Origin of the sequence: Embleya sp. NPDC020630, assembly GCF_044334985.1 — a bacterium.
In the GTDB taxonomy this organism is placed as follows: Bacteria; Actinomycetota; Actinomycetes; order Streptomycetales; family Streptomycetaceae; genus Embleya.
On sequence record NZ_JBIRUB010000002.1, the window covers coordinates 944,047 to 968,736 of the forward strand.

25 protein-coding genes are annotated in these 24,690 nt (G+C 71.4%); 15 read left to right on the forward strand and 10 right to left on the reverse strand.

Annotation, left to right across the window (positions count from 1 at the left end; translation table 11 throughout):
- The first annotated feature begins 41 nt into the window (after window positions 1-41).
- Window positions 42-860, forward strand: coding sequence for an AraC family transcriptional regulator (locus ACH4XV_RS10285; protein ID WP_395788250.1), 819 nt, complete (start codon window positions 42-44; stop codon window positions 858-860).
- A gap of 21 nt (window positions 861-881) precedes the next feature.
- Here the strand turns inward: ACH4XV_RS10285 and ACH4XV_RS10290 are convergent, their stop codons facing one another.
- On the reverse strand, window positions 882-2,111 hold the full coding sequence (locus ACH4XV_RS10290; protein ID WP_395788252.1) for a hypothetical protein: 1,230 nt from the start codon (window positions 2,109-2,111) through the stop codon (window positions 882-884).
- Between the two features lie 239 nt (window positions 2,112-2,350).
- Here ACH4XV_RS10290 and ACH4XV_RS10295 point away from each other — a divergent pair, with 239 nt between their 5' ends.
- The gene (locus tag ACH4XV_RS10295; RefSeq protein WP_395788253.1) at window positions 2,351-2,851 is read left to right on the forward strand and encodes a hypothetical protein; all 501 of its coding nucleotides are present in this window, start codon (window positions 2,351-2,353) and stop codon (window positions 2,849-2,851) included.
- A 148-nt stretch (window positions 2,852-2,999) separates the two neighbouring features.
- On the opposite strand, the gene ACH4XV_RS10300 is transcribed toward ACH4XV_RS10295, so the two are convergent.
- Window positions 3,000-5,147 (reverse strand): tetratricopeptide repeat protein, encoded by a 2,148-nt coding sequence (locus ACH4XV_RS10300; RefSeq protein WP_395788255.1) that lies wholly within the window; start codon window positions 5,145-5,147, stop codon window positions 3,000-3,002.
- A 195-nt stretch (window positions 5,148-5,342) separates the two neighbouring features.
- On the opposite strand from ACH4XV_RS10300, the gene ACH4XV_RS10305 reads away from it, so the two are divergent.
- Window positions 5,343-6,083 (forward strand): rhomboid-like protein, encoded by a 741-nt coding sequence (locus ACH4XV_RS10305; protein ID WP_395788257.1) that lies wholly within the window; start codon window positions 5,343-5,345, stop codon window positions 6,081-6,083.
- A gap of 38 nt (window positions 6,084-6,121) precedes the next feature.
- On the opposite strand, the gene ACH4XV_RS10310 is transcribed toward ACH4XV_RS10305, so the two are convergent.
- Window positions 6,122-6,601, reverse strand: a complete 480-nt coding sequence (locus ACH4XV_RS10310) for a hypothetical protein (protein WP_395788259.1) — start codon at window positions 6,599-6,601, stop codon at window positions 6,122-6,124.
- Between the two features lie 319 nt (window positions 6,602-6,920).
- Here ACH4XV_RS10310 and ACH4XV_RS10315 point away from each other — a divergent pair, with 319 nt between their 5' ends.
- From ACH4XV_RS10315 to ACH4XV_RS10345, 7 genes are all read left to right on the forward strand, one after another.
- Window positions 6,921-7,124, forward strand: coding sequence for a cold-shock protein (locus tag ACH4XV_RS10315; RefSeq protein ID WP_020554660.1), 204 nt, complete (start codon window positions 6,921-6,923; stop codon window positions 7,122-7,124).
- A gap of 380 nt (window positions 7,125-7,504) precedes the next feature.
- Window positions 7,505-9,073, forward strand: a complete 1,569-nt coding sequence (locus tag ACH4XV_RS10320) for a DEAD/DEAH box helicase (RefSeq protein WP_395788261.1) — start codon at window positions 7,505-7,507, stop codon at window positions 9,071-9,073.
- Window positions 9,074-9,287: 214 nt separating this feature from the next.
- Window positions 9,288-10,526, forward strand: coding sequence for an Ig-like domain-containing protein (locus ACH4XV_RS10325; RefSeq protein WP_395788263.1), 1,239 nt, complete (start codon window positions 9,288-9,290; stop codon window positions 10,524-10,526).
- A 55-nt stretch (window positions 10,527-10,581) separates the two neighbouring features.
- Entirely contained in the window at window positions 10,582-11,334 is a 753-nt protein-coding gene (locus tag ACH4XV_RS10330; RefSeq protein WP_395788678.1) for a serine/threonine-protein kinase, read from the forward strand.
- A gap of 156 nt (window positions 11,335-11,490) precedes the next feature.
- The gene (locus tag ACH4XV_RS10335; RefSeq protein ID WP_395788264.1) at window positions 11,491-11,946 is read left to right on the forward strand and encodes a tellurite resistance TerB family protein; all 456 of its coding nucleotides are present in this window, start codon (window positions 11,491-11,493) and stop codon (window positions 11,944-11,946) included.
- A gap of 94 nt (window positions 11,947-12,040) precedes the next feature.
- A complete protein-coding gene (locus ACH4XV_RS10340; RefSeq protein WP_395788266.1) occupies window positions 12,041-12,631 on the forward strand; it encodes a hypothetical protein in 591 nt (196 codons plus the stop codon).
- Window positions 12,628-13,800, forward strand: coding sequence for a PrsW family intramembrane metalloprotease (locus ACH4XV_RS10345; RefSeq protein ID WP_395788268.1), 1,173 nt, complete (start codon window positions 12,628-12,630; stop codon window positions 13,798-13,800). The genes ACH4XV_RS10340 and ACH4XV_RS10345 overlap by 4 nt, the downstream gene beginning before the upstream one ends.
- 246 nt (window positions 13,801-14,046) lie before the next feature.
- On the opposite strand, the gene trxA is transcribed toward ACH4XV_RS10345, so the two are convergent.
- Window positions 14,047-14,415 carry a thioredoxin gene (gene trxA / locus ACH4XV_RS10350; protein ID WP_268812471.1) on the reverse strand — a complete coding sequence of 123 codons (369 nt, stop codon included), beginning with the start codon at window positions 14,413-14,415 and terminating at the stop codon, window positions 14,047-14,049.
- A 310-nt stretch (window positions 14,416-14,725) separates the two neighbouring features.
- On the opposite strand from trxA, the gene ACH4XV_RS10355 reads away from it, so the two are divergent.
- Window positions 14,726-14,986 carry a hypothetical protein gene (locus tag ACH4XV_RS10355; protein WP_078975104.1) on the forward strand — a complete coding sequence of 87 codons (261 nt, stop codon included), beginning with the start codon at window positions 14,726-14,728 and terminating at the stop codon, window positions 14,984-14,986.
- Between the two features lie 94 nt (window positions 14,987-15,080).
- Here ACH4XV_RS10355 and ACH4XV_RS10360 read toward each other — a convergent pair whose 3' ends face one another.
- From ACH4XV_RS10360 to ACH4XV_RS10370, 3 genes are all read right to left on the reverse strand, one after another.
- Window positions 15,081-15,920, reverse strand: a complete 840-nt coding sequence (locus tag ACH4XV_RS10360; RefSeq protein ID WP_395788271.1) for a DMT family transporter — start codon at window positions 15,918-15,920, stop codon at window positions 15,081-15,083.
- Window positions 15,921-15,989: 69 nt separating this feature from the next.
- The gene (locus ACH4XV_RS10365) at window positions 15,990-16,802 is read right to left on the reverse strand and encodes a serine hydrolase domain-containing protein (RefSeq protein WP_395788273.1); all 813 of its coding nucleotides are present in this window, start codon (window positions 16,800-16,802) and stop codon (window positions 15,990-15,992) included.
- 115 nt (window positions 16,803-16,917) lie between these two features.
- The gene (locus tag ACH4XV_RS10370) at window positions 16,918-17,223 is read right to left on the reverse strand and encodes a GNAT family N-acetyltransferase (RefSeq protein ID WP_380041563.1); all 306 of its coding nucleotides are present in this window, start codon (window positions 17,221-17,223) and stop codon (window positions 16,918-16,920) included.
- 221 nt (window positions 17,224-17,444) lie between these two features.
- On the opposite strand from ACH4XV_RS10370, the gene ACH4XV_RS10375 reads away from it, so the two are divergent.
- Window positions 17,445-18,266, forward strand: a complete 822-nt coding sequence (locus ACH4XV_RS10375) for an SDR family NAD(P)-dependent oxidoreductase (protein WP_395788275.1) — start codon at window positions 17,445-17,447, stop codon at window positions 18,264-18,266.
- Between the two features lie 274 nt (window positions 18,267-18,540).
- Window positions 18,541-19,176, forward strand: a complete 636-nt coding sequence (locus tag ACH4XV_RS10380) for a restriction endonuclease (protein ID WP_395788277.1) — start codon at window positions 18,541-18,543, stop codon at window positions 19,174-19,176.
- 181 nt (window positions 19,177-19,357) lie between these two features.
- Here the strand turns inward: ACH4XV_RS10380 and ACH4XV_RS10385 are convergent, their stop codons facing one another.
- Window positions 19,358-19,573 carry a zinc ribbon domain-containing protein gene (locus ACH4XV_RS10385; protein ID WP_395788279.1) on the reverse strand — a complete coding sequence of 72 codons (216 nt, stop codon included), beginning with the start codon at window positions 19,571-19,573 and terminating at the stop codon, window positions 19,358-19,360.
- A gap of 188 nt (window positions 19,574-19,761) precedes the next feature.
- On the opposite strand from ACH4XV_RS10385, the gene ACH4XV_RS10390 reads away from it, so the two are divergent.
- Entirely contained in the window at window positions 19,762-19,899 is a 138-nt protein-coding gene (locus ACH4XV_RS10390) for a hypothetical protein (RefSeq protein WP_395788281.1), read from the forward strand.
- Between the two features lie 15 nt (window positions 19,900-19,914).
- Here the strand turns inward: ACH4XV_RS10390 and ACH4XV_RS10395 are convergent, their stop codons facing one another.
- Complete coding sequence (locus ACH4XV_RS10395; RefSeq protein WP_395788283.1) at window positions 19,915-20,238, reverse strand: antibiotic biosynthesis monooxygenase family protein; 324 nt, start codon at window positions 20,236-20,238, stop codon at window positions 19,915-19,917.
- 257 nt (window positions 20,239-20,495) lie between these two features.
- Window positions 20,496-22,691: a collagenase gene (locus tag ACH4XV_RS10400; protein WP_395788285.1), complete on the reverse strand. Its 2,196-nt coding sequence runs from the start codon at window positions 22,689-22,691 to the stop codon at window positions 20,496-20,498.
- A gap of 478 nt (window positions 22,692-23,169) precedes the next feature.
- Here ACH4XV_RS10400 and ACH4XV_RS10405 point away from each other — a divergent pair, with 478 nt between their 5' ends.
- Window positions 23,170-24,687, forward strand: a complete 1,518-nt coding sequence (locus tag ACH4XV_RS10405; protein WP_395788287.1) for an aldehyde dehydrogenase family protein — start codon at window positions 23,170-23,172, stop codon at window positions 24,685-24,687.
- Window positions 24,688-24,690: the final 3 nt, after the last annotated feature.

Here is a 24,690-nt window from a genome sequence, read left to right on the forward strand (position 1 = left end):
CGCTTCGCGACGGGCTCCGACCGCCGTACGATCGGCGCACCATGATCTTCGCGCGCTACCTCACGCCGGCCAGGGAGCACCAGCGGCTGGGCCTGGTGTGCCTGGGCGTCGGCTGGCAGCAGGTCACCGCGATGCAGTTCGAGGGCCGGGTGCTGGGCTGCTACCAACTCACCCTGATCACCGGGGGATCGGGCTGGTTCCGCTCGGGCAACCGGCACGCGCCGCGGATCCCCGTCCAGGCGCCCGCGGCGTTCCTGCTCTTCCCCGGCGAGTACCACGCCTACAGCCCGGACCCGACGGGCTGGCGCGAGCACTGGGTGCTGTTCGAGGGGCCGACCGTGGCGGCGTACGAGGACCTGGGGTTCCTGGACCGGGCCGAGCCGGTGATGTCGCTCGGCGGGGTACGGCCGCTGCGCCAGGGCTTCGACCGGCTGCTGACCGCGGTGGAGCCGGGCGCGCCGAACCGCGAGGTGGTCACCTCGGCGATCGTGCACCAGTTGATCATCGACCTGAAGACGATCCGGGTCGACGAGGACGGCTCGCGGGTGGTCCGCTACTTCGACGAGCACGCCACCGAGCCGCTGACCGTCGGCGAGCACGCCCGGCGGCTGGGCCTGGACGAGGCGGGCCTGCGCAGCGAGATGCAGCGGGCGACGGGCACCACGCCGAAGGAGTACATCGTGCGCACCCGGCTGTCCCGGGCCAAACGCCTGCTGCTCGCCACCGACCAGTCCATCCACGAGGTGGCCCGCAACGTCGGCTACGACGACCCGGCCTACTTCGCCCGGCTGTTCTCCCGGCGTGTGCAGCAGTCCCCGTCCGAGTTCCGGCGCACCGGGCAGACGTCGGGGCAGCCCTGAGCCGCATCGGCCCGCGGTGACTCACCGCGCGGTCTCGACCTCACGGCGTGTCCCGGCCGCCGCGACCGCTTCCAGGACCGCCACCGCCGCGACGACGACCACCACGATCAGCAGCACCGACCACACCGTCGGGTGGTTCCAAAGGCACAGCCAGATCCCGCCCAACAGGCCGGTCACCGCGTACACCGGTCCCCGGCGCGCGGCCACGAACGCGCCCACCGACCCGGTGCCGAAACCGTGCCGGGCCAACGCCGCCCCCGCCCGGTCCGGTGCGACCGCGAAGGCACGCCGGATCGTGCTCGCCGGGCGGGCCGGTCCGGCCAGGAAGGCCGCGATCGCGAGCGCCACGGCGGCCACGCCCAGCGTGCGGGTGGTCCGACGCAGGAAGCTCACCAGCGCGTCGTAGACCGCCGCCGCCGCGTCCCGGGAGACCTCCGGCGGCAGGTCGTCCAGGTAGGTCCGACGGGCCACCGCGAGCACGATGCCCAGCGCGAGCAGGGTCAGCGCCGTGCCCACGCCCGCCCACAGCAGCACGGGCCGGCGGCGCGGCGCGAGGCACACGCCCAGGACGAACAGCACCACGACCACGATCGGCAGCCAGGTGCCCGCGGTGTCCAGGAAGCGGAACGCGTCCTGCCCGGTGCGCAACCCCTCGCGGTGCACCAGCACGTAGCGGCGGTCGGTGTCGGGGATGTTCGAGGCGACCGTGAAACCCCGACCCACCAGGCCCTGCCGCACCTGATCGATCATCGGCCCCAGGTCGAGCACCACCTCGCCGTTCGTGGTGCTCACGGTGCCGCTGTCCTTGCCTTCCAGCGCGTCCAGCGCGGACGCGTGCGCGATCCGGAGCGCGTCCCGCCAGATCACGGTGAACGCGTCGCTCGCCACGAACACCTGCGCGGCCTGCTCGGCCACGCCCGCCAGCAGGCTCCGCAGCGAGCCGGACACCGGCCCGGAGCCGTTGTTCGGCCCCAGACCGAGCGCCTCGCGCAGCGAGTCGGTCAGCCCGCCCACGTCGACCGCCTGCACGGCCGCCGTGGCCAGACGGGCGGAGACCGCGTCCTGTACCGCGGTGTTCCCGGACAGCGGAGCCAGCGCGGCGACGAAGCGGTCGGTGTCGGCCACCTCGTCCCGCGCCCACGCGGCGGTCACCGCCACCGGGGTGAGCAGACAGGCGAGGACCACCAGGAGGCAGGCCAGGGTGAAGCGCACCGGATGCCCGGTCCGGACCTGCTCGGCTGACCTCGACATCGCCGGCGTCCTCTCCTCGATCACGGCCCGCGTTCGTCCCGTGCGGGTTCCATGAAATCGGGAGATCTACTCGGATTGGACAAAAGGTGCAAATTATGACTTGGCGTGTCAAGGTGCGAGAGGGTCGACTCGTCGGGTCGCCGTCTGCGCGACGGCGGGCAAGCGGGCGGCGCCGCATGGAAATCGAGTGAAAATCAGGCACATCCGCCCGGCCGTCCGGCCGGGGTTGGGAGTAGGCCATGAACAGCACAACCCGCAGGACGAGCGCCTGGTCCGGCTGGGTGGCATTCGCCGCCTGCACGTTGCTCGTCCTGGGTGTCCTCAACCTCTTCCAGGGGTTCACGGCCCTGTTCTCCGACGGGTACTTCGTCACCCGCTCCGGTGATCTGCTGGTCTGGAACTACAACACCTGGGGCGTCATCCTGCTGATCTTCGGCGGGCTGCAACTGCTCATCGGTGGTGGGCTGCTCACCGGCAAGACCTGGGCCAGGGTGGCCGGCTCGCTGCTGGTGATGTTGAACATCATCGCCGAGATCGGCTTCCTGGCCGCGCACCCCGTCTGGTCCACCATCGTGGTGGCGCTCGACTTGGTGGTCCTGTTCGCGCTGACCGTGCGCTGGAACGCGGCGCAGGGATATCGCGACGAGAGCATCGCCGAGTGGCAGGCCCGGGACGAGGAGGCATACCGGAGCGGGACCGGCGCGCACCGCCGCTCCGACCGCGACGAGACGATGCCGTAACGGCGCGTCACAACCGTTTCGTCACCCGTTCGCCACGCACGACAGGGCCCCGCTGGGGCGTCGTGCGTGGTGTTCGTGCGTGGTGCCTGTGCGTGGTGCCTGTGCGTGGTGCCTGTGCGCGGTGCTTGTGCAGTCGGGGCGGGGTCGTCTACGAGCGCAGCCACATCGCTTCCTGGCCGCGGCCGAGGGTGTCGAGGAAGCGGGCCAGTTGGCCGGCCGCCGCCGGGTGGCCCTCGGCCAGGGCGCGGCGGTACATCTCCTCCGCCTCGCGGACGCGGCCCCGGCGCTCGTAGAGGCCGGCGTAGCCGATCGAGGCGTCGCGGTGGCCCTCGGCGAGGGCGCGCCGGTACAGCTTCTCGGCCTCCTTCATCCGGCCCTTCGCGGCCAGCAGGCCCGCGAGGTTGACCGTCGCGTCGGGGTGGCCCTGCGCGTAGGTGTGTCGGAACCACTGCTCGGCCTCGTCGAGCCGACCGGTGTTGGCGAGGAGCAGGCCGAGATTGTGCCCGGCGTCGTCGTGACCCCGCGCGGCGGCGTGCCGGAGCAGGTGTTCGGCCTCCGGAGCGCGGCCGAGCCGGAGCAGCAGCAGGCCGAGGTTGTTCGCGGCGTCGGGATGGCCCTGGACGAGGGCGCGGCGGTACAGCTCCTCGGCCTCGGCGTGCCGGTCGTGTGCGGCGAGCAGGTCGGCGAGGTCGTTGGCGGCATCCGGGTGGTTGCGGGCCAAAGCCTCCCGGTAGAGCGCCTCGGCCTCGGCACCCCGGCCGGTGTCGGCCAGGTGGTAGGCGAGCTGCACGGCGGCGTCCGGGTCGCCGGCCGCGACCGCCCGCCGCAACCCGGCCTCGTCGTCGGCGGGAGCGGAAGGGGCGGGGATGCCGAATCCCGAGGGGGCGGGCGCTCCCGGCGGGAAGCTCGGCGGCGCCGGGGGAAGCGGCGGCGGGGTGGGCCGGCGCGCCGGGTCGACCGGGGCGGCGGGGGAGTGGGCGGACCCCGCCTCGACCGCAACGGGCGGGACGACGGCCGCATCCGGCAGAGGCCCGGCCGGGACCGGCGGCGCCTCGGCCGTGTTCGGCGGTGCCTCGGTCGACGCGGCCGGTGTCTTGGTCAGCGTCAGCGGCCCCACGGCCGGGGCGGACGGCACATCGGCCGTTGTCGGCCCTGCCTCGGTCGGCGCGGGCGGCGCTTTGGCCGAGGTCGGAGGCACATCGGCCGTTGTCGGCGGCACGTCGGTCGGATCCGGCAGGGGGCCGGTCGGCTGTGGCACCACCTCGGCCGGCGCGGGTGGTGTCTCGGCGGGCGTGGCCGGCGCCTCGGCGGAGGTCGGTGGCACCTCCGCCGGGGCGGGCGGCTCCTCGGCCGTGGTGGGCGGCACGTCGGTCGGATCCGGCAGGGGACCGGTTGCGGTCGGTGCCACCTCGGTCGGGGCGGGCGGCGCCGGGGCCTCGGTCGGTGCCACCTTGGTCGGGGTGGGTGGTGCGTCGGTGGAGGCTTGCGGGTCGGTCAGGCGGTGGGCCACCTCGGCGGCGGTCGGCGGGCGCTGTGCCGGGTCCTTGGCGAGGAGGTCCAGGACCAGGCGGCTCACGTGCGGCGGGACGTCGGGGCGGCGCCGGTCCACGGCCTCCGGGGTGCGTTGGAGCTGGGCGTAGACCGTGGCGGCGATGTTCCCGGTGTCGAACGGCGGTGTCCCGGTGAGCAGTTCGTACAGCACGCAGCCCAGTGCGTACAGGTCCGCGGCCGGTTCGGCGGGGCGACCGCGCAGCCGCTCGGGCGCGGTGTAGGCGAGCGTGCCGATCAGGGCGGTGCCGGTCGCGGCGACCGCCCCGAGCCGGTCGGCCAGGCCGACGTCGAGGACGCGGATCCCGCCGTCGGCGGTCAGGAACAGGTCGGCCGGCTTGAGGTCGCCGTGCACCACGCCGGCCCGGTGCGCGTGGTCGAGCGCGGCGCAGATCCGCGCCGTCCAGCCCAACACCTCGGATACGGCGGGCAGTTCGGGAAGCCCCTCGCGCAGCACCGTGCGCAGGTCGCGGCCGGAGAGCAGTTCGGTGACCAGGAACGGCGTGCCGTCGTCGGTCAGGCCGACGTCGGACACCGCGACCAGGTCGGGGTGATCGGGCGGCGCGGCGGCCCGCGTGCGCTCCACGAACCGGGTCGCCGCCACCTCGTCCGGCGGACCGTGCAGCAGCTTGACCGCGACCTCGCGATCCTCGACCGAGTCCCGCGCGGCCCACACCCGCCCGAGCCCGCCACGACCACGCTGTTCCACCAACTCGTACCGGTCCGCCACCCGACCCACCGCAGTCACGCCATCTCCCTCGTCCCGGCACCGTCGAGGGCGATCCTGCCGCACCCGGCGGGGGGTGTGTCGAGTCGCCGTCACCCGCTCGAACCCCGGGCGCCGGCCGCCCCGATCCCAGGGTCGGGACACGGCGACCCCGGGCGGTGAGGCAGCATGGTGGTTCGCGCCGCGTCCCCGCGCCGGCCCAAGGAGAAACGCACCGTGACCCGGAACCTCGCGAACCGGCTGCGCGACGTCGCCCGATACCCGCGACGCAGCCCCGCGACCTTCGTCGTGCTGATCCTGCTGGCGATCAACGGGATCGTGGTCGGCGGCCTGATGTCCGAGCCGGCCGCGGACCGGCTCCTGGCGGACATCAGCACCAACCTCGACAACCTGGACCACCATCCGTTTCGCGCGATGGCGGGCAGCCTGCTGGTGGCGGACGTGCACGGCACCCTGTTCGGCAACGTGACCACGATCGGGTTCGGCATCGGGGTGTGCATGGCGGTGCTGGAGCGCCGGCTCGGCACGGTGCGTGCGGTCGGCGTCACGCTCCTGGGCCACGTGGGCGCGACGCTGCTCACCGCGGTCGTGCTGATCGCGGCGATCCACGCGGGCACGTATCCCGAGGACACCCGGTACACGCTCGACTACGGGGTGAGCTACGCCTCGATGGCGGCCATAGCGGCGGTCACCCCGCTGCTGGCCAAGCCGCTGCGGCCACTGTGGGCGCTCGGCTGCCTGCTGTATCCGTTCTCGTCCGTGCAGTGGTACGGCGACCTGCCGGACTTCACCACGATCGGGCACGTCTCGGCCGCGCTGATCGGCCTCGGCGCCGGATTCCTGTTCACGGGCCGATGGCGGCCGGGCACCGGCCGGCCACTGTCGAGGACCGCGCTCGTGCCGACGGCCCCCGACCCGCTCCCGGAGGTCGCCGGGAACGGGCGGGCCGAGCCGTAGGACGAGGGGCGCGCGCCCTCGTCCGGGAGGGCCCCGGGTCAGCGCTCGATCGGCGGCACGCGCCACTCGATCTGTACGCGGTCCTCCAACGGCAACTCCTCCGGACCGAGCGCGACATGGTCGATCACGTAGCGGAAGAGCAGGACGACGGCGTCGGATTCCATCTCCGGCAGGGTCTGCCGGGTGGCCCCGAGGACGTCCAGCAGGAGGACCGGGTCGGACTCCAACTCCTCGATCTCCTCGGCCAGTTCGGCGTCGATCTCGTCCGCTGCGGCGAGCGCCGCGATGGAGTGGGCGAGGAAGGCCGGCTCGGATTCGAGGCGCAGCAGCACCTGCTCGGTGACGAACGCGTCGAGCAGGTCGGCGTCGATGTCGATGCCGCCGCCGGCGCAGCCACAACCGTCGCCGCAGCCGCCGGGCGCGCTGATGTCCTCGAGGGTGAGGGGAGTGCCGGTGGGGGAGAGGGAGATCGGCTGGACCGAGTCGTCGGACGCGGGGATGCCGGAGGAGGAGGACACGCGAACCCTTCGGGGCTGGGGGACTGGCGGGAGCGTCCATGGTCGCACCCGGCGCCGATCGGCGGACCGGCGCGCGTGGCGGCGGGCGGGAGCCGGCCGGGCGGTTCGGACAAGATCGAGACGATCCCGCCGGCTCGGCGGTCCGGCGTGCTAACGTTAATTGCTGCTGTGGTTCCCATGGAATTTTCTGTGCGCCTGCTGGTTGTAGCCAACAGGTGCACTTTTGTTTTTCCGGTGTCCAACTCCGGGCGGGGTAATCAGCAACGATTCGGGTCTCGCAGGGTGCGGGATCCCGGTACTGCCCCGAAGGGGAAGATACGTGGCTACTGGCACCGTGAAGTGGTTCAACGGCGAAAAGGGCTTCGGCTTCATCGAGCAGGACGGTGGCGGCCCCGACGTCTTCGCCCACTACTCGAACATCAACGCTCAGGGTTTCCGTGAGCTGCAGGAAGGCCAGAAGGTCTCCTTCGACGTCACGCAGGGCCAGAAGGGCCCGCAGGCGGAGAACATCAACATCGTCTGATTGCGCTCATGGGCGTGGCCCCGGTCACGCAGCGAGGGCCCGCGCCGCAAGGTGCGGGCCCTTCCCGTGGCCGCCGGCCGTCCCGGTCGGCGACTCCCGAAACCGGGGGAGCCACGGCGCACCACCCAGGCGGATGCCCGACATCCGCCGTTCAGGACCCTGCCCGACGCGACCTCGTCGCGCGGCCTCGCACGGTCCGGCACATCGGCCGCCGCTCTTCGGCAGGCGCCCGACCGTTGCGCAACATCTCGACGCGCGTGACCCGAGTCATCGCGTCGGTTCTTCAGTTCAGGTACTCCGGCTCGTTCTTGCGACTCCTTGTGCGGCTTCCCGCCGCGCGGAGACGTCCTCGATACGCGCCGCATCGAGGAAGGTTCTCCATGAATCGCACCCCCCGTTCCAGCTCCAACGATCGTTACGGCCGCAGCGGCGGCGGCTCCGGCTCCGGCCGGGGCGGCTACGGCGGCGGTGGCGGTCGCGGCCGCGGCGGCGCCCCGTCGGGCAACCGGCGCAAGCCGATGACCGCGGCGCCCGTCGCCGAGTTCGCGCTGCCGGTCAGCACCACCCCGTCGCTGCCCGCGGTCGCCGCGTTCGCCGAGCTGGACATGCCCAAGCAGCTGCTCGCCGCGCTCACCCGCAACGGCGTCACCGAGCCGTTCCCGATCCAGGCGGCCACTCTGCCCAACGCGCTGGTCGGCCGGGACGTGCTCGGCCGCGGCCGGACCGGCTCGGGCAAGACGCTCGCGTTCGGTCTCGCGATGCTGGCCCGGATCGCCGGTCGCCGCGCGGAGAGCAAGCAGCCGCTCGCGCTGGTCCTGGTGCCCACCCGCGAGCTGGCCCAGCAGGTCACCGACGCGCTGATGCCGTACGCCACCTCGGTGCAGCTGCGGATGACCACGGTCGTCGGCGGCATGTCGCTGGGTCGCCAGGCCAGTTCGCTCCGCAACGGCGCCGAGGTCGTGGTGGCCACCCCGGGCCGGCTCAAGGACCTGATCGACCGCGGCGACGCGCGGCTGGACGCGGTCGGCATCACGGTGCTCGACGAGGCCGACCAGATGGCCGACATGGGCTTCATGCCGCAGGTCACCGCGCTGCTCGACCAGGTGCAGCCGGACGGGCAGCGGATGTTGTTCTCGGCCACCCTCGACCGCAACGTCGACCGGCTCGTCAAGCGTTTCCTCTCCGACCCGGTCGTGCACTCGGTCGACCCGTCGCAGGGCGCGGTCACCACGATGGAGCACCACGTGCTGCACGTGAGCGAGGCCGACAAGCACACCGCCGCGACGCACATCGCCGCCCGCGAGGGCCGGGTGATCATGTTCATGGACACCAAGCACGCGGTCGACCGGCTCACCCGGCAGATGTTGCAGAGCGGCGTGCGCGCCGCGGCGCTGCACGGCGGCAAGTCGCAGCCGCAGCGCACCCGCACCCTGGAGCAGTTCAAGAGCGGGCACGTCACCGCGCTGATCGCGACCAACGTCGCGGCGCGCGGGATCCACGTGGACGGCCTGGACCTCGTGGTCAACATCGACCCGCCGACCGACCACAAGGACTACCTGCACCGCGGCGGCCGTACCGCGCGCGCCGGCGAGTCGGGCAGCGTCGTGACGCTGGTCACGCCGAACCAGCGCCGCGAGATGGCCCGGCTGATGATGATCGCCGGCATCGAGGCCGAGACCATCCAGGTGCGCTCGGGCGACGAGGAACTGACCCGCGTCACCGGTGCGCAGGTGCCTTCCGGCGTCCCGGTCGTGATCTCCTCGCCGGCCTCCGAGTCGCCGCGCCGCGGTGGCGCCGGCGGCGGTCGTGGTCGTGGTCGTCGGCCCGGTCAGGGCGGCGGCAGCGGTACCGGACGCCGTCCGTCGGCCGCCGCGTCCGGTGCGACCTCGGGCCGCTCCGGCGGCTCCACGGGCGCTCCGGCCCAGCGCCGGCGAACCGCCGTCGCGTAGTCCGCGTCGCGCGGCGTTCGACCGCCGCGCGACCGGTGTATCAACTCCGAAGCCGCGTCCGGGATTTGTCCCGGGCGCGGCTTCGTGCCGTGGCGTGCCGAGCGGTTGCGTCCGGATCATGTCGAAACCGTCACACCGCGTGGGGGAACGGGGAATTGATCCGCATTGTTAGTGTTGAACGATCCCCGGTCGTCCACCCCTCGTGAGGTCGCACGTGCGTAAGCCCCTGATATCCGGCTCCCGCAAGGGAATTCGTGTTCTCGCGCTGCCGCTCGTCGCGGCCGCGGTGGTGCTCACGGGATGCGGCTCGGGAGGGGCCGACAAGGCGGCGAAGTCGGACGCGGCACAGGCGAAGCCGGGTGACGCGGACAATGAGGCGAAGGACACACCGGCGCGGGTGACGGTGGATCCGGCCGACGGCACCCAGGGAGTCCTGCCGGGCAAGCCGGTCATCGTGACGGCCGACTCCGGGACGCTGACCTCGGTGCGGGTCGTGGACGCGCAGAACCGGGCGATCGAGGGCACGATCGGGGCCGACGGCCGTACCTGGACCTCCAGCACGCGCACCGTGCCGGGCGCGGCCTACACGGTGACCGCGACCACGAAGGGCAAGAAGGGCGCGGAGAACTCGGCCACCACGAAGTTCGGCACACTCAAGGCCGACACGGTCAACAAGGTCACGCTGCGGCCGGCCAACGGCGGCACCTTCGGCGTCGGGCAGCCGGTGTCGGTGATGTTCGACTACGCGGTCAAGGACAAGGCCGAGGTCGAGCGCAACCTCAAGGTCACCACGACGCCGAACGTCGAGGGGTCGTGGGGCTGGACGAAGGACATCTCCGGCAAGGACCGGGTCGACTGGCGTCCGCGCGAGTTCTGGCCCAGCGGTACGAAGGTCACCCTGAACGCGAACCTGGGCGGTGTGGCCAGCGGCCCCGGCACCTACTTCGCGCGCGACTACGAGAGCACCTTCACGGTCGGTACCAACCGGGTCGTCGAGGTGGACGTCCCGAAGAAGCGGCTGACCATCATGGAGGACGGCGTCGCGGTCAAGACGATCAAGGTGTCGGCCGGCTCCAGCGAGTTCCCCACGCGTGGCGGCACGCACGTGATCCTGAACAAGAACGCCAAGGAGACGCTCGACTCCACCACGGTCGGCCTGGGTGACAGCTACAACCTCCCGGACGTGCCGTGGGTGGTGCACTTCACCTCCTCCGGCACCTTCTTCCACTCGGCCGCGTGGAACACCGCCAACATCGGCGTCGCCAACACCAGCCACGGCTGCGTCGGGATGACCGTCCCGGACGCCGAGTGGTTCTTCAACCGGGTCGAGGTCGGCGACCCGGTCGTGGTCAAGGGCTCGACCAACACCGAGACCACCGAGCCCGGCAACGGCTTCGGCAACTGGCAGATGAGCTACGACCAGTGGAAGGCCAAGAGCGCGCTCGCGGGCTGACCCGCATCCGCATCGCCCCGGGGACCGGCTCGACGGGCGGACCGGGCGGGGGAGCCTGGTCGCGGTGAAGGTGGTGCGGCCGGAGTTGGCCGACGATCCGGAGTTTCGGGTGCGGTTCCGGCGCGAGGTCGAGGCGGGCCGCCGGGTGGCCGGGCCGTGGACCGCGACGGTGCTGGACGCGGATGCCGAGGCGGCGCGGCCGTGGCTGGTCACCCGGTTCATCGCCGGGCCGTCGCTGCACGAGGCGGTTCGGCCGGCCGGGCCGCTGCCCGAGGAGGCGGTGCGGGCACTGGGCGCGGGGTTGGCCGCGGCGCTGGTGAGCGTGCACGAGGCCGGGCTCGTGCACCGCGACCTCAAGCCGTCCAACGTACTGCTCACCCTCGACGGCCCCCGCGTGATCGACTTCGGCATCGCCCGGGCGGCGGATGCCACCGCGCTCACCACGACGGGCGTATCCGTCGGCTCGCCCGCGTTCATGTCGCCGGAGCAGGCCAACGGTCTCGACGTCGGGCCCGCGGGGAACGTGTTCTCGCTCGGCTCGGTGCTGGTGCACGCGGCGACGGGGGTCGGACCGTTCGGCGAGGGCAACGACCAGGCGCACATGTACCGGGTGATCGGGCACGAGCCGAACCTGTCCCGGGTGCCGTACTCGATGCACCTGGTGATCGAGGCGTGCCTGCGGAAGGACACCTCCGGCTTCTGCGTCCGCAACGACATGCTCCTGTCGATCGTTGCCGACGGCACCATCGAGTTCGACCAGACCGACCTGCACAACCGCAAGTTCATCGCGACGCTGCGCGGGGTGTGAGCGGGCCGGGCCGTCGACCGGTGTGGCGCCGCCCCGTTTGGCGGCATGCGCCAGCAGAATGGATTCTGCGGATGCCCGGGCAACGGGTATCTTCTACGAGTCTGTAGATTGAAGGCTCGAAATCTACGCGTATGTACGCGAGGCAGGGGGATCCCCATGGCTCTGTGGGACAAGTTCAAGCAGTCCGCCCAGACGATGCAGGGGCAGCTGGAAGCGAAGAAGAACGAGCTGAAGAGCGGCGGATTCCGGGACGCGAGCATGGCGATCTGTGCCCTGGTCGCCGCGGCCGACGGCTCCATCGACCCGGCCGAGCGGCAGCGGGTGAGTGCGCTGATCGCGAGCAACGACGTGCTGCGCAACTTCGCCGCGAGCGACCTGGAACAGCGCTTCGAGGCGTATCTGGCCAAGCTCACCGCCGACTTCGAGCTGGGCAAGGTGTCCGTGCTCCAGGACATCGCCAAGGTGAAGAAGAAGCCGACCGAGGCACGCGCGGTGATCCAGATCGGCATCGTGATCGGCGGCGCCGACGGCCACTTCGACAAGACCGAGCAGGCGGTCGTGCGCGACGCGTGCTTCGCACTGGACCTGCCCCCCGTCGAGTTCGGTCTCTGACCCGAAGCTTCGGCCAACCCTTTCGAGGGATCGATTCCGCCCGACGGCCGATGTTCGTCGGGCGGAATCGTGCCGTTCGGCGGACGTTGGAGACATGACCGACGCCCGCATCCTTCCCGGGCCGCGGCGGGCTCGCTGGTGGGGTCCGATCGCGGTCGCCGCCGTGTTGGTGCTGCTCACCGGCGGGTGGCCGCTGATCGACTCGTGGATCTCGGGCGACCAGCGGGTCCGGGCGGGCACGGTGTTCCGGGTCGGACCGGACGACGACCACCGCGCGTGGTTCCGGGTCGGCTCCGGCTGGATCCTCGACCGGGCGGCCACCGCCCCCTCGCGGCGGTTCGTGCTGCGGCACGGCGACGTGGACCTGTCGGTCGTGTACATCTCGCTGCCCCGGACCGAGAACGCCGACGCGCTGTGGACGGGGCTGCGCGACACGCTCCGGGTCGGTGACCGGCACGCCCGGCTCGGCGTGCCGGGACCGCTGGTCGCCCACGCCGGGGCCCGGGGCATGGTCGGCGCCGTGGCCCGTGACGGCGACACCGGGCAGGCGGTGATCTATCCCGGTCCCGAGGACGCCTTCGCCATCCGGCTGATCGCGCTCGCGCCGCCGGCGACCGCCGATCCGCAGTGGGCACAGGTGGCGGACGTACTGCGCTCGTTGACGTTCACCGAGGAGGCCGCGTGAGGGGTGGCGTGGTCCGGTCGGCCGGCGAGCCCTCGGCTCCGGTCGCCGTGGGGGTGGCACTCCTGGGGTGCCTGTTCGGACTCGGCGTCATCGTGCACGAATGCCGGGACACGGTACGGGTCTTCCCGGCCGCGGCGGCCCTCGCGGGCTTTCTGCTCCTGCTCACCCTCGGCGTCGGCTACCTGCTGCCGCGCCGGATCCGGCCGGTCGTCGAGCCGCCGCACGCCGGCTCGATCGTGTGCGTCGTGTGGGGGATGACCGCCGCGGCCGGGTGCGCCATCCTGGCCAACACCGGATTGGGCGACATCTGGGCGAAGACCCGGGGCGTCGACTTCGCGGACACGTGGGGGGCCGCGGTGACCGCGCCGTTCAACGAGGAGACGCTCAAGCTCTGCGGTCTGCTGATACTCGCGCTGATCGGGGCCGGGGTGATCCGCGCGCCGATCGACGGCTGGGTGTACGGGGCGCTGGTCGGCCTGGGCTTCCAGGTGGTGGAGAACCTCCTGTACGCGCTGAACACCATCCTGCTCGACGGCGCGACCGACCCGGGCGCCTCGGTGAACACGTCCTTCGCGGTGCGGGTGGGGATCACCGGGTGGGGTTCGCACTGGGCGATGAGCGCGGTCGCGGGCACCGGAATCGGCTACCTGGTCGCGCGCGACGGCCGGCCGCTCGCTCGGCGGGTGTCGGTCGCGCTCGGCTGCTGGGTGCTGGCGATGGGGATGCACTGGTTCTTCAACGCGCCGCTGCAGCACGGGTGGCGGGGGGTGCTCGCCCGGGTCGGGGTCGACTTCGTGGTCGCGATACTGGTGTACCGGTCGGCGCGGCGGCACTATCTGGCCAGATTTCGCGAGGTGGCCGCCGAGGAGGCCGCGACCGGCGCGATCCGGCCCGTGGAGGCTGAGTTGTTGCCGCGGCGGTACAGCCGTCGGCAGGTGCGGGGCGGACCTCGGCCCCGGCCGGTCCGGGTGCTGATCGGCGAGATCGAGGAGGCCCAACTGGCACTGGTGGCGGGGCGGATCCCGCGCGCGGATCCGAGCGAGCCGGTCCGCTCCGCGCGGCTGCGGGAGGAGATCGCGACGCTGCGGGCGCACCTGCGGGCGCGGCCGGCGGTGGGGCCCGAGTGGCCGACGGCGGCGGAGGGTGGGCCGGCGGCGCCTGGGGCGTGAACGCGCGAAAGCCCGTCGGTGTGATCCGACGGGCTTCCGTGTCGCCTGCTCCAGGTAACCGGAGTTACCGAACCGAGAGGGGCCCATCCACTTCTCGCGGATCCTGATTGCGCGGTGCGCGGCCCTACTTCGACCGCTTCTCCGCGTCTATCCGTGCGGGCCCCTCTCGTTCCTTCAAGTAGACCTCTGCCGCGTCGAAGGTGCAAACGGCATGGATCGGGATGAATGGCCCGATCTCGCGGTCGGTCAGCCCGCGGCGATCTTGCGCTTGACCTCGTCCATGTCCAACCCCTGCGCCTGCTTGATCAGATCGACCAGAGCGGCCTCGGGCAGCGCGCCCGGCTGCGAGAAGACCACGACGCCGTCGCGGACGAGCATCACGGTCGGGATCGACTGGATCGAGAACGCCTGCGCGAGATCGGTCTCCGCCTCGGTGTCCACCTTCGCGAAGACGACGTCGGGTGTGGCCTCCGAGACCTTCTCGAAGGTCGGCGCGAACGACCGGCAGGGCCCGCACCAGGCCGCCCAGAAATCCAGGACGGTCAGGCCGTCGCCGGATACGACCTCTTCGAAGTTCTCCTTGGTCAGTGCGACCGTGGCCATGCGTCCTCCCAAACGTTCGTGCCCCGTGCTGCGTGTACGTGCCTGTCAACAGGCGCGGGGTCGCGGGCATTCCTGGGCTCGCCCCGGGGACCCGACCACTCGCGGGCGCACGGCATCCACCGGGCGTGTTCGGGCGGTACCTACCCCGGTCGACCGGGCGCACACGCCCGGGCCGGCGGGGTGCACGACCGAGAGCGGCGGGCCGTACGACTCCGGGTCTTCGCACTGCATACGCCCCGTGACCCCAGCAGTCACACCGGCACCATAGGCTTGTTCGAACCGGCGCAGACCGCCGGTTCACGTGCAGCCGAGGAGTCCCGCCATGCGCTACACCCGCCGCAGCGTCGTCAATCTCGCCCCGGCCGAACCCGGGTGGGACGTCGAGGTGACCAGGTCCGGTGAAGAGCCCGTCCTGTGCCCCGTCATCGGCTGGGCCATCGTCGTGCAAGACACCAGCGCCGAGGGGCTTACCGAGACCGCGATCGAGCCCGCGTTCGTCTACGACGGCGCGGTGTACACCCCCGCCGAACTGGCGCACTCGATCGGTGAGCTGGACTACCAGATCATCGAACCGGAGGAGTGAGCGGACCGGTCGGGGCGTCCCGGTGGGTGACGTTCGGATCATGTGCTCTCGGGGAGTCGGCTCCCGTCGCGACGGCGACGGGGGCCGACCGCGTTTACCCGGGCCGGTCGGGTTCCCCCTCGGCGAAGCGGGAGAGGGCGATCGCGCCCGCGACGGCGAACACGAAACCGGTCAGCGCGAGCGGGCCGTAGGGGCCCGGGCGGCTGTGGTCGCCGAGGAAGACGATGCCCACGCCCGCCGGGAGTACGGTCTCGCCGACCACGAGCGCGGCGGCGACCGAGGTGACCGCGCCGCCCTGCAACGCGATCGTGTACAGCAGAAAGGTCAGCGCGGCGCCGATCACCAGCGCGTAGACGGTCGGGGAGCCGAGCAGGTCCGGGAAGGACAGGTCGGTCAGCACCCTGGTGGCCAGCGCGATCAGGCCGAAGCCGAGTCCGGAGAGCAGGCCGAGCAGGCGCGAGCGCCACGGTTCGGCGAGCCGGGCGGCGGCCCATCCGGCCAGGCCGAGCAGCGCGACGCAGACGAGCAGCGACCAGTGGAAGGCGGCGCGGGTGTGGGCCGGGCCCTCGTGCCCCGCGGAGACGCCGAGCAGCGCCAGGCCCGCGCAGACGGCGGCGACCGCGCCCCACTCCGGGCCGCGCAGCCGGGCGCCCAGGACCGGTACGGCCAGCACCGCGGTGACCGCGAGGTTGGCCGACTGGGCGGCCTCGACGGCGAAGATCGGCAACTCGCGCAGCGCCACGAACTGGCAGGCGTACCCGGCCAGATCGAGTCCGGTGCCGAGCACGAACGGCCACTGGCGCAGGGCCCGGGTCAGCACCCGGGGATCGAGTCCGGACGCGCCGGCGGTCCGCCGCGCGCCCAGGGCCTGCAGAACGGTTCCGACGCCGTAGCAGAGGGCGGCGGCGAGCGCCGCGAGTACGGAGAACACCACGGGTCGACGGTATGCGCCGCGCCGGCCGGTGCGGCGCAGGACGAGCCGGGTGAAGGGGTGCGCTTTGGCTCAGCGCAGCTCGGCGACCACCGCGTCGTTCAGGATCGGCCAGACCTCGGCGGCCCAGGGGCCGAACTCGCGGTCGGTCAGGCAGACGCAGGCCGCGTCCAGCTCCGGGTCCACCCACAGGAAGGTGCCGCACGCGCCGAAGTGGCCATATGTGGCGGGCGAGTTGGTGGTTCCGGTCCAGTGCGGCGACTTGGTGCCGCGGATCTCGAAGCCCAGGCCCCAGTCGTTGGGCCGCCGGGTGCCGTAGCCCGGCAGTACGCCGTCCAGGCCGGGGAAGGCCACGGTGGTGGCCGCGCGTACGGTCTCCGGCGCGAGCAGGCGCGGGGCGAGCAGTTCGGCCGCGAACCGGGTCAGGTCGCGCACGGTGGACACGCCGCCGGCGGCCGGGGAGTCGCCGATCGTGGTCTCGGTCATGCCCAGGGGCGCGAAGACCGCCTGCCGCACGTACTCCCCGAACGGGATGTCGCACGCCTTCTCGATGGTGGCGCCGAGCAGGTTGAAGCCGGTGTTCGAGTAGATGCGCTTGCGGCCGGGGCCGGCGAGCACCCGGTCCTCGTCGAAGGCCAGGCCCGACGTGTGCGCTTGGAGGTGGCGGATCGTGGATCCGGGCGGCCCGGCCGGGTCGTCCGGCTCGATCGCCCCCTCCTCGATCGCGGCGAGCGCGGCGTACGCGGTGAGCAACTTGGTCACCGAGGCGAGCCGGAACGGCTCGTCCACCGGACCGTGCTCGCTCTTGACCACTCCATCGCGGGTGACCACGGCCGCCGCGGCCTTCCCGACGGGCCAGGTGTCGATCATGCGCAGGCTGTTCACGGGAGTCGAGCCTACGGCGAGGCCCTGCGTACGCCCAACCGAGGGAGGGGGTCGCGCGACGGGGTGGGCGGTTCGGGTGGGTACGGGACCGGGACCGGGCCGTCGGGGCGTGGCGTCAGTCGGTGACCTTGCTCGGCGGGGCGTCGTAGACGAGGTCGAAGTAGTCCGGGTGCTTGCCGATCCACGCCTTGACGAACGGGCACAGCGGCAGCACCTTGTGCTCGCCGGCGCGGACCAGGTCGAGCGCGCCGCGGACGAGGGTGCCGCCCACGCCCTTGCCCTCGAAGCTCGGGTCCACCTCGGTGTGGGTGAACACGATCAGGGTGTCGGTGGTCATGTACTCGGCGAAGCCCGCCAGGGCGCCGTCGACCCGGGCCTCGAAGCGGTGCTGCGCGGGGACGTCCTCGACCTTGATGTCCATGTGATCCCTTCGTCGTGGTGCGTGCCGACGGGGTCGGGCGCACCGGTGGTGTTCGTTGCCCCCATCCTGCCTGGTCTCGATCCCCGGGCTCGATCGGCGGGGCCGAAGCCGGGGGTGTGGCGAAGATCGTCCGGGTCGGGTTCGGCGTTGACCTCGTGGCCGACCTGGGGGAGCATGCGCAGATCTGACGCATCGTCATATCCGCCGAGGAGGCACCACCCATGCTCGACCCCGAACCCCTCGCCGGCCAGGTCGCGATCGTCACCGGAGGCGGTGCGGGCATCGGCGGCGGGGTCTCCCGGCTGCTGGCCCGCGCGGGCGCGCTCGTGGTGCTCAACGACATCGACGCGGACTGGGCCGAGCAGGCGCGTACGGACATCGAGGCGGCCGGCGGGCGGGTGGAGGTGGTCCTCGGCGACATCCGGGAGTCGGCGACGGTGGAGCGGCTGCGCGACGCGGCGCTCGCGGCGGGCGGCGCGGACGTCCTGGTGAACAACGTGGGCGACTACCGGCCCTCGACCACCTTCCTGCGCAGTACGGAGGAGGAGTGGCGGGCGCTGCACGCGATCAACTTCGAACACGTGCTGCGGGTCACGCACGCGGTGTTGCCGTCGATGGTCGAGCGGGGCCGGGGGAGCATCGTGAACGTGTCGACGGTCGAGGCGCTGCGCGGCATCCCGGGGTGCCCGGTCTACTCCGCGTACAACGCCGCGATCATCGCGTTCACCAAGTCGCTCGCGGTCGACGTGGCACGCAAGGGGGTTCGGGTCAACGCGATCGCCCCGGACATGGCGAACACGCCGCAGACGACATACGAGGCCAAATTGCGCGATCGCGACCCGGCGTTGATCGGTTCGTGGGTCCCGTTGGCGCGATTCGGCGAACCCGATGACTACGCGAAGGTTGTGCTCTTCCTGGCCAGTGCCGCATCGTCGTATGTGACGGGTCATCTGATCCCGGTGGACGGCGGGACCACGGCGGCCAGTGGGTGGTACGGCAAGGCCGACGGTCGAGGTTGGACCAACCTGCCGGACGGCGCGTGAGGGCACCTCCGTAGGGTGTCCCGTTGTCGTGCGGTCGCGGTCCGGTCGGATGGTTCGGGTGCGGTCCGGGTGTGGTCCGGGTCTCGTCCGGTTGTGGCGGGAGTCGGGAACCGGGTGACGGTTCCCGATCGTCGGGATGGCGACAGGACAGCGACGGTGCGGCCGAAGTTCGGTCGAGCCGCTCGGATCAGGGCAGTTCGGCTCGAAACGAGTTCGGGACAACGTGAACGACACGGGTACGACCGGCCGATGCGTCACCGGGGGGACGACGGACATGGCACGTACGACGGTGAGGGCCTACCTCAATCTGGCCATCCTGGTCGCCGGGCTCGAACTCCTCGCCATCGGTGTCTGGTTCGTCCTCGAAGGTGTTCGGGTGAACCAGTCCGACAGCATGATGGTGGTGTACATCTGCGCGGCGGCGGGGCTGGCCTCGGTGATCTGGCTGGCGGGATACCGGCCCAGGGCCGACGAGTCGATCGAGTATCGCGACGACCGCGCGCTGCGCGACGCGCAGGCGCGCCTGGACCGGATGGACCCGGCCCGGCTCGCGGAGCACGTGGCCGAACTGTGCGAGCGCGACGGCCTGGCCGAGGTGGAGACGGTGCGGGTGGTCGAGGACGCGTACGCGGTGGACGTCCACGCCAGGCGCGGCGACGGGACACCGGCGGTGCTGCGGTGTCGCAGCGCGGACGGCCCGGGCCCGGTGGCGGGCGGCGTGGTCCAGGACTTCGTCTCCGCCCTCGACGCCGCGGAACGCCCCGGCCCGCTCCTGCTGGCCACCACGGCCGGCTGCTTCTCCGCCAAGGCCGAAGCCCTGGCCGCCGACGCCGGCATCACCCTCCTCGACCGCTCGGCCCTGGCCCACTGGGAATGCGACAAGGAAACCCCGAAGCCTCTGGCCGCGTAGCCCCGATCCGGCTCGGCCGGGCCGAAACGACATCGATTCCTGTTCTCCACCAGGACGGCCGCTTCGGCATCATCGCCGACCTCGCGGGGCGGGCCGCGCAGTGGGTCACCCAACCCGGGAGCGCCGACCGCTGAGCACCGGGACCCGTCGGTGGTGGGCTGCGAGCGTCGAACGGATCGGGTCAGGCGCAGCAGCCGCCGCCGCAGCAGCCGCCTCCTGCGCCGCCTCCGGTGGGGCGGGGGGCGGAGGCGGCGCCGGTAACCGCGACCGTGGAGAGCAGCTTCGTGGTGTCGGCGTGGCCGGCCGGGCACGTGGCCGGGTCGTTGGAGGCGGCCATCGGGCGGTTGACCTCGAAGGTCACGTCGCAGGCGCGGCAGCGGTAGTCGTAGCGTGGCATGGGGCAAGGTTAGTGCCGGGTCGGGCGATGTTCGCCTTGCTCCCCGAGTTTCCCGCGATTCCCGCGATTCCTGCGTTTCCCGATCGGATCTCGTCGTCGTTCCGTGCGATGAGTGCCTCGGTCGTGAAGACACGACCGGCGCCGGGGGGATCGCAGGGCACCTCTCCCAGGCGCACCCGGGCGGAGCCGTGGGCGCCGCGCTGTGCGCCCACGCACTCACCGTCGGCCAAGTCACCCGAATCGGCACGACCCGCGCGCTCGCCGTGACCCCCGCAGGCCGCCAGGCGCTCGACGACCACGTGGGCGTACGGGCGGTCGACCTATAACCAACCCCGGACGGGTCAGCCCTTCGGCCCGGTGCTCTGGATCACCTCGAAGGACCACAGAGCCGAATCGGTCGAGGCCGGCTTGGGGCGCTCGGCACCGTCGGCACCGCCACCATGCGCGGCCCGCATGGTCCCGGCCATCCACGCCTGAAAGTCCTCCTCGCTGCGCCAGCGCGTGTACACGAGGTACTTGTCGGTCCCCTCGACCGGCCGCAACAACTCGAACCACTCGAACCCGTCCTGCGAGTCCACCATCCCGGCACGCGACGCAAACCGCTGCTCCAGGGTCTCCCGCATCTCGGCGGGCACAGTCAACGCATTGATCTTCACCACAGACATGACCCCAGTCTGCCCGACCCCGGCCCGACCGACCGGGTGCCTCCCGCGCTCAGGGTTTGCCGGTCACACAAGATCACCGCGAAGCGACTATCGGCAGCGGGATCTTCGTCGTCTACCAGGTGACTTCACAGGGCGAACTCCTCGTCACCGTGGTGACCATCGCTGCGCCACAGCCGGCACGCGGGTCACGTCCGGGAACTGTGACGGCCCCCGGCGCGGGGTGGGCAGCGCTCGGGGGCCGTCGTTTGGAGGGGCGGTCAGGGGCGGAGGGGGCCTTCGCAGGTGTAGGTGGAGGTGGCTGCCTGGGCGTTGGGCCAGGGGGTTGGTTCGGTGAAGTGGCAGTTCATGTCGGCCAGGTTGTTCAGGGCGGCGCCGGCCCGGGTCAGGATGAAGTAGTCGATCGTGGTGGCCATGGCGGTGTGCATCTCGCCGGGGGCGGTGGAGGGGATGTTGGCGGTGATTGCGCCCTTGCAGGTGAAGCGGGGGTACTGGTCGTAGTACGCCGTGCATGAGGTCGGGTTGTTGGATGTGGACTGGTGGAAGACCTGGCGGATGTATTCCGGGCTTGTTGCGGCGAGTTGGGCCGTGGGGGTGTACTTCGCCACCGGGATGGTCAACGCGTCGACGCCGGCGATCTGTTGGTCCAGGTAGGTGTCGAACTCGGCCTGATAGGTCGGGGCGCTCATGCGGTCGAGGAAGGCGTCGAAGCCCGCGACGTCGTTGGTGCGCAAGTGGCTGTACATCTGGGCGAGTTCGTCCGGGTGGTCGCGGCCGAGCATGGAGAAGAACGAGCCGGCGTAGGCGTAGTAGCGGAAGAAGTAGCCGGCGTCGTCGTATTTGAAGTGCAGGGTTTCGCGGACCGACGGGCGGCTGCCGTACTGCTGCACGTCGGAGATGATCTTCGTGACCAGTGACTTGCGCAGCTTCACGCCCTGGTCACGGGTCGAACCCGCCATGTACTCGGCCATGCCCTCGTCGAACGCGGTGGTTCGGTTGTCCGCGTACCACGGGCCGTGGCCGAACGAACCGGGCACCGCGTAGCGGCCGTTGAGGTAGTGCGTGTATTCGTGCCGGAACAGCTCCTCCAACTGGAGCTTGGAGTCACGCGGCACGACCCGCTGGTAGGTGTAGAAGGTGGCGCCGTCCTCGATGTACAGGCCGCCGTTGTTGGTGGCGTAGCCGTACAGGAACGGCTGGTAGGTGTGGTAGTCGGCCATGCTCGCGTAGAGCCGCACGGTCAGTTTGTGGTTCGGGTCGCCGGCCAGCGGCCGGTCGGTGCCGAGGGTGCGGAAGAACTGCTCCTTGACCTGCTTGGACGCGTAGTACAGCTGCTCGACCGTGGCCCGGTCGAGTGAGGTGTGCACCTCGATGTCGCCCAGGTCGTAGGTGTACGTGTTCGGGAAGACCTGCGCCTCGACGTCGGCCCGACACACCCCCGCCGCATGGCAACCGCCGTACGTCTCCAGCCAGTGCGCGACCTCGCTCCACGGCACCGAGAAGCGGCCGTACCAGCCCTCGGTGTCGGCGAGCAGGGTGCCCAGGCCCGTCACGGTCTCTGCGGTCAGGCTCGGGATGCGGCCGAGCCGGCCGTACTCGAACACGGCGTTGCGCAGCAGCCCGGCACTGGTCGGCACGTTCAGGTGGCGGTAGCCGACGAACGCCTTCAGCCCGGCGCGGTAGGCCGGGTCGGCCGCGACGGCGGACTGGTAGCCCGCGTCGCCGTTGGCGATGCCGTGGTACGCGAAGTTCTGGGCGGCCAGTGCCGCTTCCCTGCGGGTGGGGCTCTGCCACGCGTCGGTGCCGCCGTCCATGTCGCGTAGGACCCGGGCGGCCAGCGGCAGTTGGTGTTCGCGGACGCCGTCGACGTCGACGCTGATCAGGATCTCGCGCAGCAGCGCGCCCGAGGTGGGCGTGACGTCGAACGCGTGCGTCGCGGCGCGGAACGCGTCGGCCGCCGAGCTGATCGCGGCCACCGTCGCGGGGCCGCGCAGGTCGATCGCGGGGTTGTCCCAGTCGAGGTAGAGCGCGGCGTGCGTGAAGTACCAGAGTTCGTACAGGTGCGAGGCGTTGCCGCCGTCGTAGGCCGGGGCGAGCGCGGTGATCCGGGCCAGCACCGCCTGGAGGTGAGCCGGTGTCAACACCCGGCCCAGCTCCGGGGTGTAGGTCCACAGGAAGCCGCGCAGACAGTCGGGCCCGACGTCGGCGCGGGTCAGGAAGTCGGCCAGCGCCTGCGGGGACAACGCGGCGAACTCGGCGAGCGTACAGCCGGGCACCGGCGCGGCATCGGTCCGAAGTCGCGGCCCGAGCGGGACGTCGGTCGCCGCGGGACCCCGGCCGGTGGGCGCGCCGTTGCCGCCGTCGAGCGGACCCGGACCCCGGTCGGGGCCGAGGGGGAGCGGCGAACCGACCCGGTCGACCTCGTCGCCCGGGTCGGCCGCCGGCTGCGTGTTCACGTGCCCGACCCGGGAGTTCGTGTTCGGGGAGGGGCCGGCCGAGGCCGTCGGCGTGATTGCGATCGGCAACACACCGACGACCAGCGCCAAGAGGGGAACGCTTGTGGCAAACCACGTTCTACGGCGTGCGTGAGTGCTCATGTACGGCCCTTCGGGCGCAGGTGGGCCACGATCGGCGGCCCACATCGAGAACACGACGCGAGTACAATGGCACATGTCACAGGTGACATCCAGATGAAGTATCCGGTGATTGTGGCCAACTCGCTGTCCGGTGGCGGGAGTTGCCGGGGGATTCCCGGGAAGTCCCGTGCATGCCGCTGGTCGGCGTCGATGACAACGCGGCTTTTCTTCCCGGACCCGGTGACCATCGGCGGCCGAGCGACTACCGTCGGCCGCAGGCGGCCCGGCCCGCTTTCCGAGGCCGGTGGGGTCGCCGGTCCGTCATGCCCACTGCACGGCAAGGGAAGCGGAGGCTCGCGTGGTCTACAGTCAGCCCGGCCAACCGGACAGTATCGTCACGTTCGAACCGCGATACGACAACTACATCGGCGGCAAATGGGTGCCGCCCGTGCAGGGTCGGTACATGGACGACATCACCCCCGTGACCGGTCAGCCGTTCTGCGAGGTGGCCCGCTCCACCGCCGAGGACGTCGAACTCGCCTTGGACGCCGCACACGCCGCGGCCGATGCCTGGGGCCGGACCAGCGTCACCGAACGCTCGCTGCTCCTGCTCAAGATCGCCGACCGCATCGAGCAGAACCTCGAACGCCTCGCGGTCACCGAGACGTGGGAGAACGGCAAGCCGGTCCGCGAGACGCTGGCCGCGGATCTCCCGCTGGCCGTCGACCACTTCCGCTACTTCGCGGGTGTGATCCGGGCCCAGGAGGGGTCCATCTCGCAGCTCGACGAGGACACCGTCGCGTACCACTTCCACGAACCGCTCGGCGTGGTCGCGCAGATCATCCCGTGGAACTTTCCCATCTTGATGGCCACGTGGAAGCTCGCCCCCGCGCTGGCGGCCGGGAACTGTGTCGTGCTCAAGCCGGCCGAGCAGACGCCCGTGAGCATCCTGGTCCTGATCGAGCTGATCGCCGACCTGCTGCCGCCCGGCGTGGTCAACGTGATCAACGGCTTCGGCTTCGAGGCGGGCAAGCCGCTGGCGAGCAGCAGCCGGGTGGCCAAGGTCGCGTTTACCGGCGAGACCACCACCGGGCGACTGATCCTGCAGTACGCCTCGCAGAACATCATCCCCGTGACGGTCGAACTCGGCGGGAAGAGCCCGAACATCTTCTTCGCCGACGTGGCGGACGAGGACGACGACTTCTTCGACAAGGCCGTCGAGGGCTTCGTGATGTTCGCGCTGAACCAGGGCGAGGTCTGTACGTGTCCGTCCCGGGCGCTGATCCACGAGTCGCTCTACGACCGGTTCATGGAACGGGCGTTGACGCGCACCCGGGCGATCGTGCAGGGCAATCCGCTCGATCCGGCGACGATGGTCGGTGCGCAGGCTTCCAACGATCAGTTGGAGAAGATCCTGTCGTATCTGGACATCGGTCGGCAGGAGGGTGCCGAGGTTTTGATCGGTGGTGCGCGCAAGACGGTCGAGGGTTTCGAGGACGGGTACTACGTCGAGCCGACGATCTTCAAGGGCACCAACGACATGCGGATCTTCCAGGAGGAGATCTTCGGTCCGGTGGTGTCGGTGACCACGTTCCGGGACGACGCCGAGGCGTTGCGGATCGCCAACGACACGCTGTACGGGCTGGGCGCGGGGGTGTGGACGCGGGATGCGACGCGGGCCTATCGGTTCGGGCGGGAGATCAAGGCAGGGCGGGTGTGGACCAACTGCTATCACGCCTATCCGGCGCATGCGGCCTTTGGTGGGTACAAGGCCTCGGGGCTGGGGCGGGAGACGCATCGGATGATGTTGGGGCACTACCAGAACACCAAGAATCTGCTGGTGAGTTACTCGGCGAAGAAGCTCGGGTTCTTCTGAGTC

Bases quoted from the DNA above. Each gene is read 5' to 3' on its own strand.
- ACH4XV_RS10285 (WP_395788250.1), top strand. From the start codon at position 42: ATGATCTTCGCGCGCTACCTCACGCCGGCCAGGGAGCACCAGCGGCTG.
- ACH4XV_RS10290 (WP_395788252.1), bottom strand. From the start codon at position 2,111: ATGTCGAGGTCAGCCGAGCAGGTCCGGACCGGGCATCCGGTGCGCTTC.
- ACH4XV_RS10295 (WP_395788253.1), top strand. From the start codon at position 2,351: ATGAACAGCACAACCCGCAGGACGAGCGCCTGGTCCGGCTGGGTGGCA.
- ACH4XV_RS10320 (WP_395788261.1), top strand. From the start codon at position 7,505: ATGAATCGCACCCCCCGTTCCAGCTCCAACGATCGTTACGGCCGCAGC.
- ACH4XV_RS10335 (WP_395788264.1), top strand. From the start codon at position 11,491: ATGGCTCTGTGGGACAAGTTCAAGCAGTCCGCCCAGACGATGCAGGGG.
- ACH4XV_RS10340 (WP_395788266.1), top strand. From the start codon at position 12,041: ATGACCGACGCCCGCATCCTTCCCGGGCCGCGGCGGGCTCGCTGGTGG.
- ACH4XV_RS10355 (WP_078975104.1), top strand. From the start codon at position 14,726: ATGCGCTACACCCGCCGCAGCGTCGTCAATCTCGCCCCGGCCGAACCC.
- ACH4XV_RS10370 (WP_380041563.1), bottom strand. From the start codon at position 17,223: ATGGACATCAAGGTCGAGGACGTCCCCGCGCAGCACCGCTTCGAGGCC.
- ACH4XV_RS10375 (WP_395788275.1), top strand. From the start codon at position 17,445: ATGCTCGACCCCGAACCCCTCGCCGGCCAGGTCGCGATCGTCACCGGA.
- ACH4XV_RS10380 (WP_395788277.1), top strand. From the start codon at position 18,541: ATGGCACGTACGACGGTGAGGGCCTACCTCAATCTGGCCATCCTGGTC.
- ACH4XV_RS10385 (WP_395788279.1), bottom strand. From the start codon at position 19,573: ATGCCACGCTACGACTACCGCTGCCGCGCCTGCGACGTGACCTTCGAG.
- ACH4XV_RS10395 (WP_395788283.1), bottom strand. From the start codon at position 20,238: ATGTCTGTGGTGAAGATCAATGCGTTGACTGTGCCCGCCGAGATGCGG.